Origin of the sequence: Bordetella sp. FB-8, from assembly GCF_000382185.1 — a bacterium.
GTDB lineage: Bacteria > Pseudomonadota > Gammaproteobacteria > Burkholderiales > Burkholderiaceae_B > Bordetella.
In genome coordinates, this window is record NZ_KB907784.1 from 941577 (window position 1) to 957255 (window position 15679).

The 15679-nt window shown below is 65.5% G+C and carries 17 protein-coding genes; 7 read left to right on the plus strand and 10 right to left on the minus strand.

Annotated elements, in window-relative coordinates:
* Positions 1-1164, plus strand: a complete 1164-nt coding sequence (locus H143_RS0104435; RefSeq protein ID WP_019937024.1) for an MFS transporter — start codon at positions 1-3, stop codon at positions 1162-1164.
* An 88-nt stretch (positions 1165-1252) separates the two neighbouring features.
* On the opposite strand, the gene H143_RS0104445 is transcribed toward H143_RS0104435, so the two are convergent.
* Entirely contained in the window at positions 1253-1714 is a 462-nt protein-coding gene (locus H143_RS0104445) for a flavodoxin family protein (protein WP_019937026.1), read from the minus strand.
* A 145-nt stretch (positions 1715-1859) separates the two neighbouring features.
* On the minus strand, positions 1860-1982 hold the full coding sequence (locus H143_RS23105; RefSeq protein ID WP_255345300.1) for a hypothetical protein: 123 nt from the start codon (positions 1980-1982) through the stop codon (positions 1860-1862).
* Between the two features lie 156 nt (positions 1983-2138).
* On the opposite strand from H143_RS23105, the gene H143_RS0104455 reads away from it, so the two are divergent.
* Entirely contained in the window at positions 2139-2678 is a 540-nt protein-coding gene (locus H143_RS0104455; protein ID WP_019937028.1) for a GNAT family N-acetyltransferase, read from the plus strand.
* A gap of 81 nt (positions 2679-2759) precedes the next feature.
* Here the strand turns inward: H143_RS0104455 and queC are convergent, their stop codons facing one another.
* Positions 2760-3491, minus strand: coding sequence for a 7-cyano-7-deazaguanine synthase QueC (gene queC / locus H143_RS0104460; RefSeq protein ID WP_051094462.1), 732 nt, complete (start codon positions 3489-3491; stop codon positions 2760-2762).
* A gap of 104 nt (positions 3492-3595) precedes the next feature.
* On the opposite strand from queC, the gene ppc reads away from it, so the two are divergent.
* Both ppc and H143_RS21550 read left to right on the plus strand, forming a co-directional pair.
* Positions 3596-6460, plus strand: a complete 2865-nt coding sequence (gene ppc / locus H143_RS0104465) for a phosphoenolpyruvate carboxylase (protein WP_019937030.1) — start codon at positions 3596-3598, stop codon at positions 6458-6460.
* 147 nt (positions 6461-6607) lie between these two features.
* The gene (locus H143_RS21550; protein ID WP_019937031.1) at positions 6608-7252 is read left to right on the plus strand and encodes an FxLYD domain-containing protein; all 645 of its coding nucleotides are present in this window, start codon (positions 6608-6610) and stop codon (positions 7250-7252) included.
* 55 nt (positions 7253-7307) lie between these two features.
* Here H143_RS21550 and H143_RS0104475 read toward each other — a convergent pair whose 3' ends face one another.
* Complete coding sequence (locus H143_RS0104475) at positions 7308-7631, minus strand: PsiF family protein (RefSeq protein ID WP_019937032.1); 324 nt, start codon at positions 7629-7631, stop codon at positions 7308-7310.
* Positions 7632-7765: 134 nt separating this feature from the next.
* Between H143_RS0104475 and H143_RS0104480 the strand changes: the two genes are divergently transcribed.
* Complete coding sequence (locus tag H143_RS0104480; protein ID WP_019937033.1) at positions 7766-8425, plus strand: carbonic anhydrase; 660 nt, start codon at positions 7766-7768, stop codon at positions 8423-8425.
* A gap of 15 nt (positions 8426-8440) precedes the next feature.
* Here the strand turns inward: H143_RS0104480 and H143_RS0104485 are convergent, their stop codons facing one another.
* From H143_RS0104485 to hemA, 5 genes are all read right to left on the minus strand, one after another.
* Positions 8441-9001 (minus strand): UbiX family flavin prenyltransferase, encoded by a 561-nt coding sequence (locus H143_RS0104485; protein WP_019937034.1) that lies wholly within the window; start codon positions 8999-9001, stop codon positions 8441-8443.
* 35 nt (positions 9002-9036) lie between these two features.
* On the minus strand, positions 9037-9363 hold the full coding sequence (gene grxD / locus H143_RS0104490; RefSeq protein WP_019937035.1) for a Grx4 family monothiol glutaredoxin: 327 nt from the start codon (positions 9361-9363) through the stop codon (positions 9037-9039).
* 183 nt (positions 9364-9546) lie between these two features.
* Positions 9547-10368, minus strand: a complete 822-nt coding sequence (gene prmC / locus H143_RS0104495; RefSeq protein WP_051094354.1) for a peptide chain release factor N(5)-glutamine methyltransferase — start codon at positions 10366-10368, stop codon at positions 9547-9549.
* 28 nt (positions 10369-10396) lie between these two features.
* Positions 10397-11479 (minus strand): peptide chain release factor 1, encoded by a 1083-nt coding sequence (gene prfA, locus H143_RS0104500; protein ID WP_026349720.1) that lies wholly within the window; start codon positions 11477-11479, stop codon positions 10397-10399.
* 89 nt (positions 11480-11568) lie between these two features.
* Positions 11569-12843 carry a glutamyl-tRNA reductase gene (gene hemA / locus H143_RS0104505; RefSeq protein ID WP_026349721.1) on the minus strand — a complete coding sequence of 425 codons (1275 nt, stop codon included), beginning with the start codon at positions 12841-12843 and terminating at the stop codon, positions 11569-11571.
* 380 nt (positions 12844-13223) lie between these two features.
* Between hemA and H143_RS0104510 the strand changes: the two genes are divergently transcribed.
* Both H143_RS0104510 and H143_RS21940 read left to right on the plus strand, forming a co-directional pair.
* The gene (locus H143_RS0104510) at positions 13224-14147 is read left to right on the plus strand and encodes a glutaminase (RefSeq protein ID WP_019937039.1); all 924 of its coding nucleotides are present in this window, start codon (positions 13224-13226) and stop codon (positions 14145-14147) included.
* A gap of 81 nt (positions 14148-14228) precedes the next feature.
* Positions 14229-14986, plus strand: a protein-coding gene (locus H143_RS21940) for an IS5 family transposase (protein ID WP_196801278.1) whose coding sequence is annotated in 2 segments (ribosomal slippage) — positions 14229-14550 and positions 14550-14986 — 759 coding nt in all. Because the reading frame shifts where the segments join, the coding sequence is not laid out codon by codon here.
* A 9-nt stretch (positions 14987-14995) separates the two neighbouring features.
* Here the strand turns inward: H143_RS21940 and H143_RS0104525 are convergent.
* A complete protein-coding gene (locus H143_RS0104525) occupies positions 14996-15562 on the minus strand; it encodes an XRE family transcriptional regulator (RefSeq protein ID WP_019937042.1) in 567 nt (188 codons plus the stop codon).
* Between the last annotated feature and the right edge of the window lie 117 nt (positions 15563-15679).

Consider the following 15679-nt stretch of genomic DNA (forward strand, 5'->3'; position numbering starts at 1 on the left):
ATGCCTATCGCGCTTTGGGCCCTGGCCGTAGGAGCCTTCGGCATCGGCACCACCGAATTCGTCATCATGGGGCTGCTGCCGCAAGTCGGCGCCGACCTGCACGTCTCGCTATCGTCGGCGGGCCTGCTGGTCACCGGCTACGCCTTGGGCGTAACGCTGGGCGCTCCCCCCGTCGCCATCCTCACCACGCGGCTGCCCCGCAAGACGCTGCTGCTGGGGCTGATGGTGATCTTCACGCTCGGCAATCTGGCCTGCGCCCTATCTCCCGGCTACGGCACGCTCATGGCCGCCCGCGTGCTGACCTCGCTGGCGCACGGCGCTTTCTTCGGCGTGGGCTCGGTGGTGGCTGCCAGCCTGGTCAAGCCTGACAGGCAGGCCTCGGCCATCGCGCTGATGTTTACCGGGCTGACGCTGGCCAACGTGCTGGGTGTGCCCTTCGGCACCTGGCTGGGCCAGGCCTGGGGCTGGAGAGCCACGTTCTGGGCCGTCGCAGCCGTAGGCGTGGCCGCGTTGGCCGCCATCGCCGCGCTGGTGCCGGCCGATCACGGCTCGCACCAAAGCGACCTGCGCGGTGAGCTGCGCGCGCTGGGCCGCCCGCAGGTGCTCCTGGGTTTCGCCATGACGGTGCTGGGCTTCGGCGGCGTATTCACGGCTTTCACCTACATCGCGCCGCTGCTGACCAACCTGGCCGGTTTCTCGCCAGGCGCCGTCTCGCCCATTTTGCTGCTCTTCGGCGTGGGCCTGGTGCTGGGCAACACCTACGGCGGCAAACTGGCCGATAGGCATCTAATGCCCACGCTGATCGGCAGCCTGGCCCTGCTGGCTGTGGTTCTCGCGCTTTTTTCCCTGACCGTGCACGGCAAAGTCGCCGCGGTCATCACCGTCGCCGTGCTGGGTGCCGCGGCGTTCGGGACCGTGCCGCCGTTGCAAATGCGCGTGCTGGCAAAGGCCGGCAGCGCGCCCAATCTGGCCTCCGCCTTCAATATCGCAGCTTTCAACCTGGGCAACGCCGCGGGCGCCTGGCTGGGCGGCCTCACCATCGATCACGGCCTCGGGCTGGGCGCAACGCCGCTGACGGCCGCCGCCGTCACGGCAGCCGGCCTGCTCGTGGCCCTCTACAGCTGGTATCTGGATCGCCGGCCCGCATGCGTGGCCGCCGCCTGATCGGCACGGCGCAAGTCTACGGCAACAAGGCCGACGTCGACCGCATCGTATCGCCCGACGGACTCGCGCCGGCCTGGGACTGAGCCGCTCAGAACACGCCGAGCGCCATGCCGCATGCCAGGGATGCCCCGAGCGATCCGCAGGCATCCAGGTCTTGGCGTTCAATTCGCTTGGGCGAGAATATCGCCTCGGGCGTCTGCGCATGGGTGCAGACGATCAACGGTTCGGCGACAGCCTTGAGCCGCCAGCCTGTGACGATGCGCTCGAGCTGCCGTGCGGCATTGCCGCCATCGCTGCCGGCGCAGATCAGCGTGGCATAGGGACGGCCGTTGATGCGGTCGAGCGCCGGGTAATAGCAGCGGTCGAAGAAATCCTTCATCTGGCCGCTGATGCCCGCAAGATTTTCCGGACAGGCGAAGATGAAGCCGTCTGCCGCCAGCACGGCATCGGCCTGGACCTCGCAGGCGTGCATCAGGCGCGCCTGAACCGACCCCTCGGTCAACGCGCCGTCGCGCGCCGCCTCGGCCATTTGGCGCGCGCCTCCAGTCATGGAGTGGTAGACGATGAGAAGCGTCTTTTCCGGCAAGGCGTCTAACTGCGACCGTGGGTGGATGGGCGGGAACGGTATTGCGGCATGAATGTCTCGTCGAGGCCGCGCGCAGGGCTGATGCGGGCTATGTCGTACAGAGGCGGTCTTAGCAATACGCCGGATTGCGCAGGCCCTGCAGCAGCTCGGCCACCTGCCGCAGCCCGCGGCCGACCGGCTTGTCGTGCCGCAGCACCACGGCCAGCGGTCGCCGCAACTTCGGGCGCAGCAACCGCACAGCCAGGCTGGGCAGCACGGCGCATGCGCTTTGCGCGGCGCCGCATCTTAAAAATTTTTCTTATGATACGCAGAAGATTCAAAATCTTCTCCTATCAGACAGGGCGCGGCACACTACCGGGCTTACTGACGCCATCCTTCTTACCTTTTCATGCATACCGCAGCCATAGCCATCCGCGACGCCCTGGACAGCGACGTCCCCGCCATCCAGGGCATTTACGCCTACCACGTGCTGCACGGCACGGCCTCCTTCGAGCTGGAGCCGCCCACCGTCGAGCAGATGCACGAGCGCCGCGCCGGCGTCGTGGCCAACGGCATGCCCTACATCGTGGCCGAGATTGGCGGCGTGGTGCGCGGCTACGCCTACGCGACGCCCTATCGCCCTCGCCCGGCCTACCGGCATACGGTGGAAGACTCGGTCTATCTGGAAAACGGCTGGGCCGGCCACGGCATCGGCGGCAAGCTCGTGGCGGAATTGATCGCACGCTGCACCGCCAGCGGCTGGCGGCAGATGCTGGCGGTGGTGGGCGACAGCGCCAACGCGGCGTCGCTGGCGCTGCATGCGCGCTTGGGCTTTCGGCCCGTGGGCACGCTGCGGTCCGTGGGGTTCAAGCACGGTCAATGGCGGGACACCGTGCTGATGCAACGCGAGCTGGGCGAGGCCGAACATACACCACCCACGCGGGCATGAGACTAGTGTCCTGATGCCTGCGACCCGATGCCGGTGTTTTAAAGTCCCCGTTTCAAGGCCCATGTCCCATGGCCTATGTAATCAGGCCTTCTTCCAGCGCATCCACCCAGCCGCGCGCAGCGCGCAGGCGGGGCACGTGCCGCAGCCATAGCCCCAGTCGTGGCGCGCGCCCCGCTCGCCCAGGTAGCAGGTGTGGCTGTGCTCGACGATCAGATCGACCAGCCTATCGCCGCCCAGCTCGCGCGCCAGCTGCCATGTGGCAGCCTTGTCGCGCCACATCAGCGGCGTCTCGATCACCACGCGCGTGCCCAGCCCCAGGCTCAGCGTTACCTGCTGCGACTTGATCGTGTCGTCGCGGCAATCCGGGTAGCCCGAGAAATCCGTCTCGCACATGCCGCCCACCAGCACGTCCATCTGGCGCCGGTAGCCCAGCGCCGCGGCCAGGGTCAGGAACAGCAAATTGCGGCCCGGCACGAAGGTATTGGGCAGACCGTTGGCCTGCATCTCAATCGCGCGATCGGACGTCATCGCCGTATCGCCCACCTGGCCCAGCACCTTCAAGTCCAGCAGATGATCCTCGCCCAGCCGAGCCGTCCATTGCGCAAACGCCGCGCGCAACTCGCGCAGCACGTGCAGACGCGCATCGAGCTCGACCCGATGGCGCTGACCGTAATCGAAAGCCACGGTTTCGACGTAGTCGTAGCGCGCCAGGGCCCAGGCCAGGCAGGTCGTGGAGTCCTGCCCGCCTGAAAACAGCACCAGGGCCCGGCGCGGCGTCGGGGCAAGGGCGGAAGAAAAATCGATATTACTCATGCGGGAAATGTAGCGCATAAGACCGGTACGCTACCTATAAACGCCTACAAAACGGATGCGTACAATGAGTTGCCCCTTGAGCCTCCCATCCGATGGAACGCCCCATGACGACCGAACTCCCGCGCGCCGATACCTCTCTGCGACACACCATCCGCCTTGTCGGCGCATTGCTGGGAGAGGTCATCACCGCCTGCGAGGGCAAGCAGGTCTTTGACACCATCGAGACCCTGCGCCGCACGGCCGTGCGCTTTCGCCGCGAAGGCCGCGCCGAGGACAGCAAGCTCCTGCAGGACAATGTGCGCCGCCTGCGCGGCAGCAACCCCAACGACGTGGCACGCGCCTTCAGCTACTTCCTGCACTTGTGGAATATCGCCGACGACCGCGACCAGGCGCGCCAGCAGCGCGAGCAGACCTTGCGCGGCGACGCGCCAGCGCGCGGCAGCCTGCGCGAGACGCTGACACGACTGAAGGCGCGCGGCATTTCCGCCGCGCAGATCCGGCGCCTGCTGACGGATGCGTGCATCGTGCCCGTGCTCACCGCGCATCCAACCGAGGTACAGCGCAAGAGCACGCTGGACCAGCACCAGGCCATCAGCGCCCTGCTGATGCGGCGCGATCAGCCGCTGACCGGCGACGAGCAGGCGCAGGTAGAGCAGGAGCTGCTGGGCCGCATCGCCACGCTGTGGCAGACCCGCATGCTGCGCGCCACGCGCCTGGCCGTGGCCGACGAAATCGACAACGCGCTGTCCTATTACCGCAGCACGTTTCTTTCCGTCATTCCGCGCCTGTACGCCGACCTGGACAGACTGCTGCGCCCAGGCGCCAAGCCCTTCGATCCCCCGCCCCCGCCCATGGAACCCTTCCTGCGCATGGGCAGCTGGATAGGGGGCGATCGCGACGGCAACCCCAACGTGGATGCCGGCACGCTGGACCGCGCGCTGCGCCGCCAGGCCTCGGTCCTGCTGGAGCATTATCTGCAGGAAATCCACGCCCTGGGCGCCGATCTCTCGATCAGCTCGCTGCTGGCCGGCGTATCGCCCGAGCTGCAGACGCAGGCCGACACCAGCGGCGACGACTCGCAGCACCGGCAGGACGAGCCCTATCGCCGCACACTGGTCCAGGTCTATGCGCGCCTGGCCGCCACCGCGCACAAGCTGACCGGCGAAATGCTGGCGCAGCGCCCCACATACGAAGCGGCTCCCTATGACGATCCGGCGGAGTTCGCGCGCGAACTCGCGGTGGTGGCCGAATCGCTGGCCCGCAATCACGGCGCGCCCATCGCACACCTGCGCCTGGCCGGCCTGCAGCAATCTGTGGCGGTGTTTGGCTTTCACCTAGCCACGGTCGACCTGCGCCAAAGCTCGGACGTGCATGAGCGCGTGCTGGCCGAACTCTTCGCGCGCGCCGAAGTCTGCCTGGACGGCAAAGCCCTGAACTACGCGGTGCTGAGCGAGGATGAACGCGTCGCCGTGCTGCGTGGCGAACTGGCTCACGCCCGACCGCTGGCCTCGCCCTGGATCGTCTACGGCGAGGAAACCACGCGCGAACTGGGTATCCTGCGCATGGCCGCCACCTGCCGCGCGCGCCACGGCAAGGACGCCGTGTGCCAGATCATCATCTCGCACACCGAGACGCTGAGCGACATGCTCGAAGTGATGGTGCTACAAAAAGAAGCCGGCCTGCTGGCCGATCCGGCCTGCGAGTCCGACACGGGTCCGGCGCAGCCCCGCGCGGCTCTCGGCGGCCTGATGGTGGTGCCTCTTTTCGAAACCATCCCCGACCTGGAACGCGGCCCCGGCATCATGGCCGCCTGGCTGGACCTGCCCGAGATCCGCGCGCGCGTGCACAATGCGCAGGGCGGCACGCAGGAAGTCATGCTGGGCTATTCCGACAGCAATAAGGACGGCGGCTTTCTCACGTCGAACTGGACTCTCTACCATGCCGAACGCGCGCTGGTCGACGTGTTCAGCGCACGCGGCGTGCGCCTGCGCCTGTTCCACGGCCGCGGCGGCTCGGTGGGCCGCGGGGGCGGATCGAGCTTCGATGCCATCCTGGCCCAGCCACCTGGCACCGTGGCCGGCCAGTTGCGCCTGACCGAACAGGGCGAAATCATCCAGAGCAAATACAAGGACGCAGAGATCGGCCGACGCAACCTCGAACTGCTCCTGACCGCCACCCTCGAATCCTCGCTCGCGCCGCGCCAGCAAGCCGCTCAGGCCGAAGCGGACCGCGTGGACGATTACGGCCCGGCCATGTCCTTTCTTTCCGCGCAGGCGCAGCTTGCCTATCGCGGTCTGGTTTATGAAACCCCGGGCTTCGCGGACTATTTCTTCATGTCCACGCCCATCAACGAAATCGCCGGACTGAACATCGGTTCGCGCCCCTCTTCGCGCAAGCCCAGCCAGAACATCGAAGACCTGCGCGCCATTCCATGGGGTTTCTCGTGGGCGCAATGCCGGCTCATGATCACCGGCTGGTATGGCGTGGGCTCGGCTGTGGAGCGCTACCTGGAAGAAGGCGCGCCGGATGCGCCGCGCTCGAAGAAAGCCCGCCTGGCCCTGCTGCGCGAGATGGCCACCGCCTGGCCGGCCATGCGCACCATGCTGTCGAACATGGAAATGGTGCTGGCCAAATCCGACCTGGCGATCGGCGCGCGCTATGCCGAACTCGTGTCCAGGCGCGGCCTGCGCGAGCGCGTATTCGGCATGATCGCCGCCGAACACGAGCGCGCCCTGTCCATGCTGCACCTTCTGACCCGGCGCGAGCTGCTGGCCGACAATCCGGGACTGCGCGAATCGCTGAATCAGCGCTTTGCCTACATCGATCCGCTCAACTATCTGCAGATCGAACTGCTGCGCCGCTGGCGCGCCGACCAGGCCAAGCCGGGCAGAAAGCCCGATCCCCGTGTACGCAGCGCCATCCACCTGACCATCAACGGCATCGCCGCCGGCCTGCGCAATTCGGGCTAGACCTGTAGACACTAAAGGGACTCCAGGCCCGGCTGTTACACCCTCGCGCGGCGAAGCGCTTAAATTCCCGGCGATGCCACCCGTTATAACCTTGCGCGGTATCGTCGGCGCCACCGAAAGCTTACCGGAACCTGATCGGAATCTGATATGACTGCCCGTTTTGTCGCCTTGCTGCTGCTCGCCCTTGTGTGCGGGCCGGCCTGTGCGCAAAACCTGCCGCGCGATCATGCCGTATACGACCTGACCGCCACGCGCGACCTCTTGCTGGGCCAGACCACCATCTACGGCCGCTACACCAACACCAGCCCGATCACGCAGCCGGCGCCCAAGGTCACCTTCGCCCTGTACGACGGCAACGGCCAGGAGGTCGGCCGTCTGGTCGAGCACGCCGACGCCGACCTGGCTCCGGGCCAGACCTGGCATATCCGGGCTTCCACGCCGTTGGTCTTCACCCGCTACATCCCCGTGGGCGCCCCGCTACCGCCGCCGCCGGCGTCCATCGTGCACACCCGCGTGCGGCGCAAGCCGGTGCGCAAGGCCATCGTTCATGCCAAGCCCGTGGCCAAACCGGCACCCAAAAAGACCTACACCTACCGTAAGCCCGAGCTCTACGACTGGAGCAAGCACCGCAGCCCGGTGCCGCCCCGCCACACCCGGACATCGGTACGCCCCGCCGCCCATCCTGCGCCGCACCCCGTGGCGCGCCCTGCGGCCCATAGCCCGTCGGCACCCGCCCCTGCCGTGAAGACAGCTCCTGCGCAGCCTTCCGCAGCCCCCCCGGCAAGCAAGTAAGTCCGGTGAGGCACGAGGCCGGACCTCGCCCGCGTCGCAGATCCGCGCAAACCGCCTACATCCTCAGGCAAGATTTCATGAAAGTTCTGCGGGCCTCGCCGCCCAGCCTCTGCGTGTTGGCCTGCGCGTCGCAGTCAATTTCCCTTTGCTGCTGTACGGTCAAAGGTTTGTTGGCCGTAGCGGGTGTGGGATTCTGGCCGTTCATGCACGCAGTGAGATAGGATTTGCGCCAATCACCCTGCAGTCCCTGCGAACTGGCAACGACATTGCAATAGTTCATGCGCTGCTGCTGCAGCGTCAGCGTCTGGGCCCAGGTAGGCGCGGCGCAGCCGGCGGCCAGAACGGCCGCGGCAGCCAGGGCACGGGAAAGACTCGCCATACATCCTCCGGAATTCGAACGGGAATTGCCTTAATGTACAGGGAAGTCTTTCAAGGCAGTCCAAACGCCGCCTGGGCAAGATGCACTACCGATGTGGGAAAATTGCGCCGGCGCTACATTTATCAAAGGCCCCCATGTTCCCCAAACGACTCACCGAGGGCTACCAGTCCTTTCTGAACAGCCGCCTGCCCAACGAACGCAACCGCTATCAGGCTTTGGCCGAGCGCGGCCAGAGTCCCGAAGTGCTCGTCATCGGCTGCAGCGATTCGCGCGTCTCGCCAGAGGTCATCTTCGACGCCGGCCCGGGGGAAATGTTCGTGATCCGCAACGTGGCAAACCTGGTTCCGCCTTGCGAAATCGACGCCGCCAGCTCGTCTTATCACGGCACCAGCGCCGCCATTGAATTCGCGGTCAACGGCCTGAACGTCAGACACATCGTGGTGCTGGGTCACGCCTCGTGCGGCGGCATACGCGCCTTTCACGACGACGCCGAGCCGCTATCCAAACTGAATTTCATCGGCAAGTGGATGTCGCAGATCCAACCTGTGGCCGAACGTCTGAGGCTGCAGCCCGATGCCGGAGACCGCAACACCGATATCAAGCGCCTGGAACTGGCCGTGATCGAGCACAGCCTGGCCAATCTGCTCACCTTCCCGTCGATACGCAGCCGATTTGCGGCCGGCGAACTGGATCTGCACGGCGCCTATTTCGGCGTGGCAACCGGCATGCTGTTCTTGCGTGATCCGGCCACGCGGGAGTTCCATCCCTTCACCGAAATACCGCCGCAAGACTGATCCGCGGCCGCTCGGTCAGGTCCCTTCCCAGGCCGGGCCGGGCACCGCGATATCGAAAAGTTCCAGAACCCGCGCCACAGTATGGTCCACCATCTCCTCGATGGAACGCGGGCGGTGGTAGAACGCGGGCAATGGCGGAAAGACGATGCCGCCCATCTCGGTCACGGCGGTCATGTTGCGCAGGTGCGCCAGATTGAAGGGCGTTTCGCGCACCAGCAGCACCAGACGGCGGCGTTCCTTCAAGGTAACGTCGGCCGCGCGGGTGATGAGGTTGTCGGACAGGCCTTGCGCCACTGCCGCCAAGGTACGCATGGAGCACGGCGCGATCACCATGCCCGCGGTCCGGAAGGCGCCGCTGGCCAGCGTGGCGCCGACGTCGCGCACGCTGTGCACATGATCGGCCAGGGCCTGCACGGCATGCCGGTCGATGTCCAGTTCGTGCTTGATGTTGAGCACGCCGGAGGTCGATATCACCAGATGCGATTCGACGTCCTGCACGTCTTGCAGCGCCTGCAGCATGCGAACGGCGTAGATGGCGCCTGTGGCGCCCGTGATGCCGATGACCAGACGTCGCATGAGGGTGTCGGGATCTGCGTGCACCGGGTCCCGGCTCAGGCCGTGGCGCCGGATTCTTCGAGTAGTTTCTTGAGCTCGCCGTTCTCGTCCAGTTCGGCCATGATGTCCGAGCCCCCGACGAACTCGCCCTTGACGTAGAGCTGGGGTATGGTGGGCCAGCTGGAGAATGCCTTGATGCCCTGGCGCACATCGTCGTCTTCCAGGACGTTGACGGTGACCAGTTTCTTGACGCCGTTGCCCTTGAGAATCTGGATGGCGCGACCGGAAAAGCCGCATTGCGGGAATTGGGCCGTGCCTTTCATGAACAGCACCACCGGGTGGGTGGTCACGGTTTCACGGATAAAGTTTTGAACATCGCTCATTTTGGTTCTCGATTGGATCGGGTTTTAAGCCTGCTGAATAGCGAGGGCCTGCTTTAGGTTTCTTCAGACGCCGAGGCTGCCCTGCGCAATTCCGACGCTCGCCACCCGTGGCGCCTGCGCGCAGCAATTGCGTAGGTGTCCTCGGCTCATGGCGGACTCATGCCAGCAGAGACACAAGCCCGATTATAGTTTTCCGCCAGAAATTCGCTCTATTCCCGCTAAGTCCGTGTGGCTAAGCACGTCGTCGAAGTCGGCCTGGGCCAGCATGTCCCGCACGATCTCTGCCTGGTCCCAGCCGTGTTCCAGCCAAAGCTGGCCGCCGGGATCGAGCCGACAGACGGCTCCCACGACAATGCTGGCCAGGTCCGCCAGGCCGTTGCCCCCGTCGGTAAGCGCACCGCGCGGCTCAAAGCGCAGGTCGCCTTCGGTCAGGTGAACGTCGCCGCTGGCGATATAGGGCGGATTGCTCACGATCACGTCGTAGCGTTCGCCCGCGGGCAAGGCTTCGTACCAGTCGCCCTGGTAAAAGTGCACGTTCGCACCCAGTATCCGGGCGTTGTCCCGGGCCAAGGCCAGCGCGTCGGCGCTGCGATCGGTGGCCGTCACATGCACGTGCGGGCAGGCCAGCGCGATCGACACGGCGATAATGCCGCTGCCGGTGCCCAGGTCCAGCACCCGCGCCCCCGGCCGGCCTTGCAGCAAAGCCACGGCCGTCTCGACCAGCAGCTCGGTATCGGGCCGGGGAATGAGCACGGCGGAGGTCACGCGAAAACGGTGGCCCATGAATTCGCGCTCGCCCACCAGATAGGCCATGGGTTCGCCCGCCCGGCGTCGCTGGACCAATGCCATGTACGCGGCCTGTACATGCGGCGGCGCCAGGTCGGTATCGTGTGCCAGCAGCCAGGCGCGCGGCTGACCCAGCACATGTTCCAGCAACATGCGCGCCTCCAGGCGAGGCAGACCGGCGGCATCGAGCAGGTCGCGGATGCGCATCGCGGGACTCATGCGTGGCTCCTTTGGGGATCGGCCGAACCTAGACCTGCTCGCCCAGTGCGGCCAGTAGCTCGGCCTGGTGCTCGGCAATCAGCGCACCGGTCAATTCGTCCAGATCGCCTTCCATGATCTGCAGCAGCTTGTAAAGCGTGAGATTGATGCGGTGGTCCGTCAATCGACCCTGGGGGAAATTGTAAGTGCGGATGCGCTCGGACCGGTCGCCCGAGCCGACCAGGCTCTTGCGCTCGGCCGCTTCCTTGCTGTGGCGTTCGCGCTGCTCCTTGTCCTTCAGGCGCGCGGCCAGCACTTGCATGGCCTTGTCCTTGTTGCGGTGCTGCGAACGGTCGTCCTGGCATTCCACCACCAGGCCCGTGGGCAAGTGGGTGATGCGCACCGCCGAGTCGGTCTTGTTGATGTGCTGCCCACCCGCGCCGCTGGCGCGGAAAGTATCAATGCGCAGATCGTTGGGGTTGATCACGATCTCGCCCATGGCATCGGCCTCGGGCAGGACAGCTACCGTGCAGGCTGATGTATGAATGCGGCCCTGCGATTCCGTAGCCGGTACGCGCTGCACGCGATGCGCGCCCGATTCGAATTTCAGGCGGCCGTATGCGCCCTCGCCGTCTATGCGCGCAATCACTTCCTTGTAGCCGCCCAGCTCCGAAGGGCTTTCGGATATCAGTTCGACGCGCCAGCCCCGGCGTTCGGCGTAGCGCGTGTACATGCGCAGCAGGTCGCCCGAGAACAGCGCGCTCTCGTCGCCGCCCGTGCCCGCGCGGATTTCCAGGAACAGGCTGCGCCCGTCGTTCGGGTCCTTGGGCAGCAGCAGGATCTGCAGATCCGCCTCGAGTTTTTCCACCAGGGCCTTGTCGGTCTTGATCTCTTCCTCGGCCAGGTCGCGCATCTCGGGATCGCCCAGCATCTCCTGCGCGGCGGCCAGGTCGGCCTCGGTGCGCTGGAAATTCTTGAACGCCTCGACCACCGGCTCGATGTCGGCGCGTTCGCGCGACAGCTTGCGAAAGCGGTCCATATCGGACGCGGAGTCGGGTTCGGCCAACAAGGCGTCGACCTCGATCAGGCGATGCGCCAGCTGTTCCAGCCGGCCGCGCATGGATGCTTTCATCAAAGGGGATATCGAAAAGAAGACAAGGACAGGCGGGCGCTCGCGCGGCAAGCATCCGCCACTCACGAGGCGCAAACGAGTCAGCGCCGCTAACGGCGGGCGTCTTTGCCGGGGAACAAGCGCGGCACCATCGCCAGCAATTGACGACGCTCGTCGCCCTCGCTGCGGTTGAGCGCCGCCATCGGGCCGTGCAGATACTTCTGGGTGAGGCCGTGCGCCAATTGCTCGAGCACTGCTTCGGGCGACTCGCCGCGCGCCAGCATGCGTCGCGCGCGCTCAAGTTCGGCCGCCTGCACGTCGGCGGCGGCCTGCTGCAGATCGTGGATCACCGGCACCGCTTCGCGCGACTGCAGCCAGCGCATAAAACCCTGCACTCGCGTATCGATGATGGCCTCGGCCTGCACCACCGCGGCGCGGCGCGCGTCCGTGCCGCTCTGCACCACGTGGCCCAGGTCGTCCACCGAGTACAGGTACACATCCGACAGGCGCGCCACTTCGGACTCGATGTCGCGCGGCACCGCCAGGTCAACCATCACGATGGGCTTATGGCGGCGCTGCCTGATGGCGCGCTCGACCATGCCCAGGCCCAGGATGGGCAGCGAACTGGCCGTGCACGAGACCACCACGTCGAAATCGGCCAGGCGATCAGGCAGGTCGGCCAGCTTCATCGTATGCGCGCCAAAACGGCCGGCCAGCGACTCGGCGCGTTCGACCGTGCGGTTGGCCACCATCATGCTCCTGGGCTTGCGCGCGGCGAAGTGCGTGGCGCACAGCTCGATCATCTCGCCCGCGCCGATGAACAGCACCCTGGCTTGGTCCAGCTGTCCGAATACGCGCTCGGACAGCCGCACGGCTGCCGCGGCCATGGACACCGACTGCGCGCCGATGGCCGTCTGCGTGCGCACTTCCTTGGCAACCGAGAACGTACGCTGGAAAAGCTGATGCAGGAGCATGCCCAGCGAACCCGCCTCGTCGGCGGCACGCACCGCGTCCTTCATCTGCCCCAGGATCTGCGGCTCGCCCAGCACCATCGAATCGAGCCCACTGGCCACCCGGAAAGCATGGCGCACGGCGGAGTCCTGGTCGTGGCGGTACAGGTGCGGCTGGAGCAGGTCGGTATCGAGCCGGTTGTGCTCGGCCAGCCAGAATGGCAAGGTCTCGGCGGCCTGCGCCTCGGCGGCACAATAGATCTCGGTACGGTTGCAGGTGGACAGAATCGCCGCCTCGCGCACCGCGCCGCCGAATGCCGCGCGCAGCCCCGCCAGCGCCGGCTTGAGCAAGTCGGCGGACAGGGAAACACGCTCACGCACGGAAACGGGCGCGGAGGCGTGATTCAGGCCAAAGGTGAAGACGGCGACAGACATGGCAGGCGGACTGCAGGCAATGTCCAAGATTATACGCCTGCCCTCTCCAATGGAACCCTGCCGAAACACGCCGCCGCGCGGCACATTCAGCACGAAATTACACAGGCTCCCGTGCGGTGCGCTCCCGCGGGATTACTCCCATCGCGTTGCGCCGGGCGCCGAGTCCGTTGGCAAGCGCCCGTTCGGGCGCCCTGCTGGGTTGATGCCGGCTCGTGTTCTGTCCCATAAGTTCACGGCCAAGATGAAATTGATGGATTCGCACGCAAGGCTAGACGCGAACTTATGGGACAGAACACGTGTGTAGGACGATGCTCGGCATCGCGCTGTTTAGGCGCTATCATCTGGCCCGCGCCCACGACCTTTCATCAAGCGCTGCGGCAATGAACCATCCGAATTACCAGGAAATCATCGAACGGATTCAAGGCCAGATCGAGCCATGGCGCACGGCCGGCCGCGTGGCCGACTACATCCCCGAATTGGCGCAGGTTCGCGCCGACCACTTCGGCATGGCCATCGTCACCGTCGGCGGGCAGGTCTTTCGCACCGGCGACGCCGACGTGCGCTTCTCGATCCAGAGCATCTCCAAGCTGTTTGCATGCACGCTGGCGTTCCAGATGCTCGGCGAAGCGCTGTGGGAACGGGTCGGCCGGGAGCCGTCGGGCACTGCCTTCAATTCGCTCGTGCAGCTCGAAAGCGAGCGCGGCATACCGCGCAACCCGTTCATCAACGCGGGCGCGCTGGTCATCACCGATATCCTATGCCGACGCTTCGTGCGCGCGGAAAACGCGCTCGTCGATTACATCCGCCGAATCACCGGCGAGCGCGACATCAGCTACGACCTGCGCGTGGCCAAATCCGAGCTTGAGCACGCCGAGCGCAACCGTGCGATGGCGCATTTCATCGCGAGCTTCGGCAATCTGCAGATGCCGGCCGACGACGTAATCGACGCGTATTGCCGCCAATGCGCCATCTCGATGAGTTGCGTGGAAGTCGCGCGCGCGGCGCTCTTTCTGGCCAACGGCGGCGTCGCGCCGGCCAGCGGCGAGCGCGTGCTGGACGCGAGCTCCACGAAACGGCTCTCCGCGCTGATGCTGACCTGCGGCACCTACGATGCCGCGGGAGACTTCGTCTACCGCGTGGGTTTGCCCGCCAAGAGCGGTGTGGGTGGCGGAATTGTCGCCGTGCTTCCTGGGAGGATGGCTGTATGCGTCTGGTCCCCGGGGCTGGATGCGAACGGCAACTCGCTGGCCGGCGTCCGATCGCTCGAACTGTTGACCACGCTCACCGGGCAGTCGATCTTCTGATGCGGCCACGGCGCCGGCCCTAGGGGCTGTCATCAATTGATGGCTTGAGATTTTAGGCCAGGCGTTCCAAACTTCGGCCGTATGTCGAGACGATATGCATTGCGAGATGATCAGTGGGAGCGGATTGAAGGTTTGCTGCCTGGGCGAGCGGGCCATGCTGGCGTGACCGCGCGAGACAATCGCCTATTCGTAGAGGCGGTGCTGTATCGCTATCGCGCAGGTATACCCTGGCGGGATTTGCCGGAGCGCTTCGGGGATTTCCGCGTCGTGCATCTGAGGCACATGCGTTGGAGCCGTAGCGGCGTGTGGCGGCGCGTGTTTGAGGCGCTGGCACAGGATGCGGACAACGAGTACGCGATGATAGATGCCACGATTGTGCGAGCCCACCAGCATGGCACAGGCGGAAAAGGGGGGCTCAGGCGCAAGCCATCGGACGCAGCCGAGGGGGGCTGAGCACAAAGATTCATGCCACGGTCGATGCGCTGGGCAACCCAACGCGTTTTCACCTGACGCCGGGGCAGGCCTCGGATTTGGAAGGGGCCGATGCCCTGTTGCCGCATACGCAAGGGGAAACAGTGATGGCCGACAAAGCCTATGACGCGCAGCAGCGCGTGATCGAACCCCTGTTACGCGCTGGAAAGTCCGTCGTCATCCCCTCTCTACGCACACGCAAGCACCAGCGAGACTATGACCGGCACTTGTACAAGGCGCGTCACCTGATCGAGAACTTCTTCGCCCGCCTCAAGCAGTACCGCGCCATCGCCACGCGCTACGATAAAACCCGCACCGCGTTCCTTGGCGCCATTCATCTCGCCGCTGCCGTCATTTGGCTCAATTGATGACAGACCCTAGCGCCGGATGAGCGCCACGGCGTAGACGCAGGGCGTGTCCTGCGTGTTGTGAAAGGCACAGGCGCAGGGAGGGCCGAGTTGCAGGCAATCCCCCGCATGCAGTATGTGCGTCGTCTCGCCTTCCGCAAAAGTCAGCACACCATCCAAAACCCAGATTTGCTGGTGCTGGAAGACGAAAGCACTGGCAGGGTACGCCACGCGCACCCCGGCGGGCAGTGTCACCTGAATCAATTCCAGCATGCCGCCATTGCCGGGCGAAATCACCCTGCGCTCGTAGCCGCTCTCCGGATCGACCCATACGGACTGGGCTTGCGCCCTGCTCAGACGCTCTCCCGTGCGCTCGGCCAAAGCCAGCAGCACCGACAACTGCAGGCCGAAAGCGCCGGAGAGCCGGCCCAGGATCGTCGCGGTGGGGCTGGCCTCGCAACGCTCGATCTTGCTGATCATTGCCTTGGACACGCCGGATTTTTCCGCAAGATCGGCCAGCGACCACCCCCTGGCCTCGCGCTCGATGCGGATACGGCCGGCAATGGCAAGGGAAGGATCGGGCTGGGGGCTAGTCATGGGTTGACGCTTGAATTCGCGAATGGTAGCTTTTATATTAAACGAACGTCCACTATAGTGGATACTCCATTTCACGAGCCAAATCGGCCGTGAAGACTGGGAAATAGCCAGCGCAAC

What these genes read in the sequence shown, in the direction of transcription:
- H143_RS0104435 (WP_019937024.1), top strand. Translation starts at nt 1, where the DNA reads ATGCCTATCGCGCTTTGGGCCCTGGCCGTAGGAGCCTTCGGCATCGGC.
- H143_RS0104445 (WP_019937026.1), bottom strand. Translation starts at nt 1,714, where the DNA reads ATGACTGGAGGCGCGCGCCAAATGGCCGAGGCGGCGCGCGACGGCGCG.
- H143_RS0104455 (WP_019937028.1), top strand. Translation starts at nt 2,139, where the DNA reads ATGCATACCGCAGCCATAGCCATCCGCGACGCCCTGGACAGCGACGTC.
- queC (WP_051094462.1), bottom strand. Translation starts at nt 3,491, where the DNA reads ATGAGTAATATCGATTTTTCTTCCGCCCTTGCCCCGACGCCGCGCCGG.
- ppc (WP_019937030.1), top strand. Translation starts at nt 3,596, where the DNA reads ATGACGACCGAACTCCCGCGCGCCGATACCTCTCTGCGACACACCATC.
- H143_RS21550 (WP_019937031.1), top strand. Translation starts at nt 6,608, where the DNA reads ATGACTGCCCGTTTTGTCGCCTTGCTGCTGCTCGCCCTTGTGTGCGGG.
- H143_RS0104475 (WP_019937032.1), bottom strand. Translation starts at nt 7,631, where the DNA reads ATGGCGAGTCTTTCCCGTGCCCTGGCTGCCGCGGCCGTTCTGGCCGCC.
- H143_RS0104480 (WP_019937033.1), top strand. Translation starts at nt 7,766, where the DNA reads ATGTTCCCCAAACGACTCACCGAGGGCTACCAGTCCTTTCTGAACAGC.
- H143_RS0104485 (WP_019937034.1), bottom strand. Translation starts at nt 9,001, where the DNA reads ATGCGACGTCTGGTCATCGGCATCACGGGCGCCACAGGCGCCATCTAC.
- grxD (WP_019937035.1), bottom strand. Translation starts at nt 9,363, where the DNA reads ATGAGCGATGTTCAAAACTTTATCCGTGAAACCGTGACCACCCACCCG.
- prmC (WP_051094354.1), bottom strand. Translation starts at nt 10,368, where the DNA reads ATGAGTCCCGCGATGCGCATCCGCGACCTGCTCGATGCCGCCGGTCTG.
- prfA (WP_026349720.1), bottom strand. Translation starts at nt 11,479, where the DNA reads ATGAAAGCATCCATGCGCGGCCGGCTGGAACAGCTGGCGCATCGCCTG.
- hemA (WP_026349721.1), bottom strand. Translation starts at nt 12,843, where the DNA reads ATGTCTGTCGCCGTCTTCACCTTTGGCCTGAATCACGCCTCCGCGCCC.
- H143_RS0104510 (WP_019937039.1), top strand. Translation starts at nt 13,224, where the DNA reads ATGAACCATCCGAATTACCAGGAAATCATCGAACGGATTCAAGGCCAG.
- H143_RS0104525 (WP_019937042.1), bottom strand. Translation starts at nt 15,562, where the DNA reads ATGACTAGCCCCCAGCCCGATCCTTCCCTTGCCATTGCCGGCCGTATC.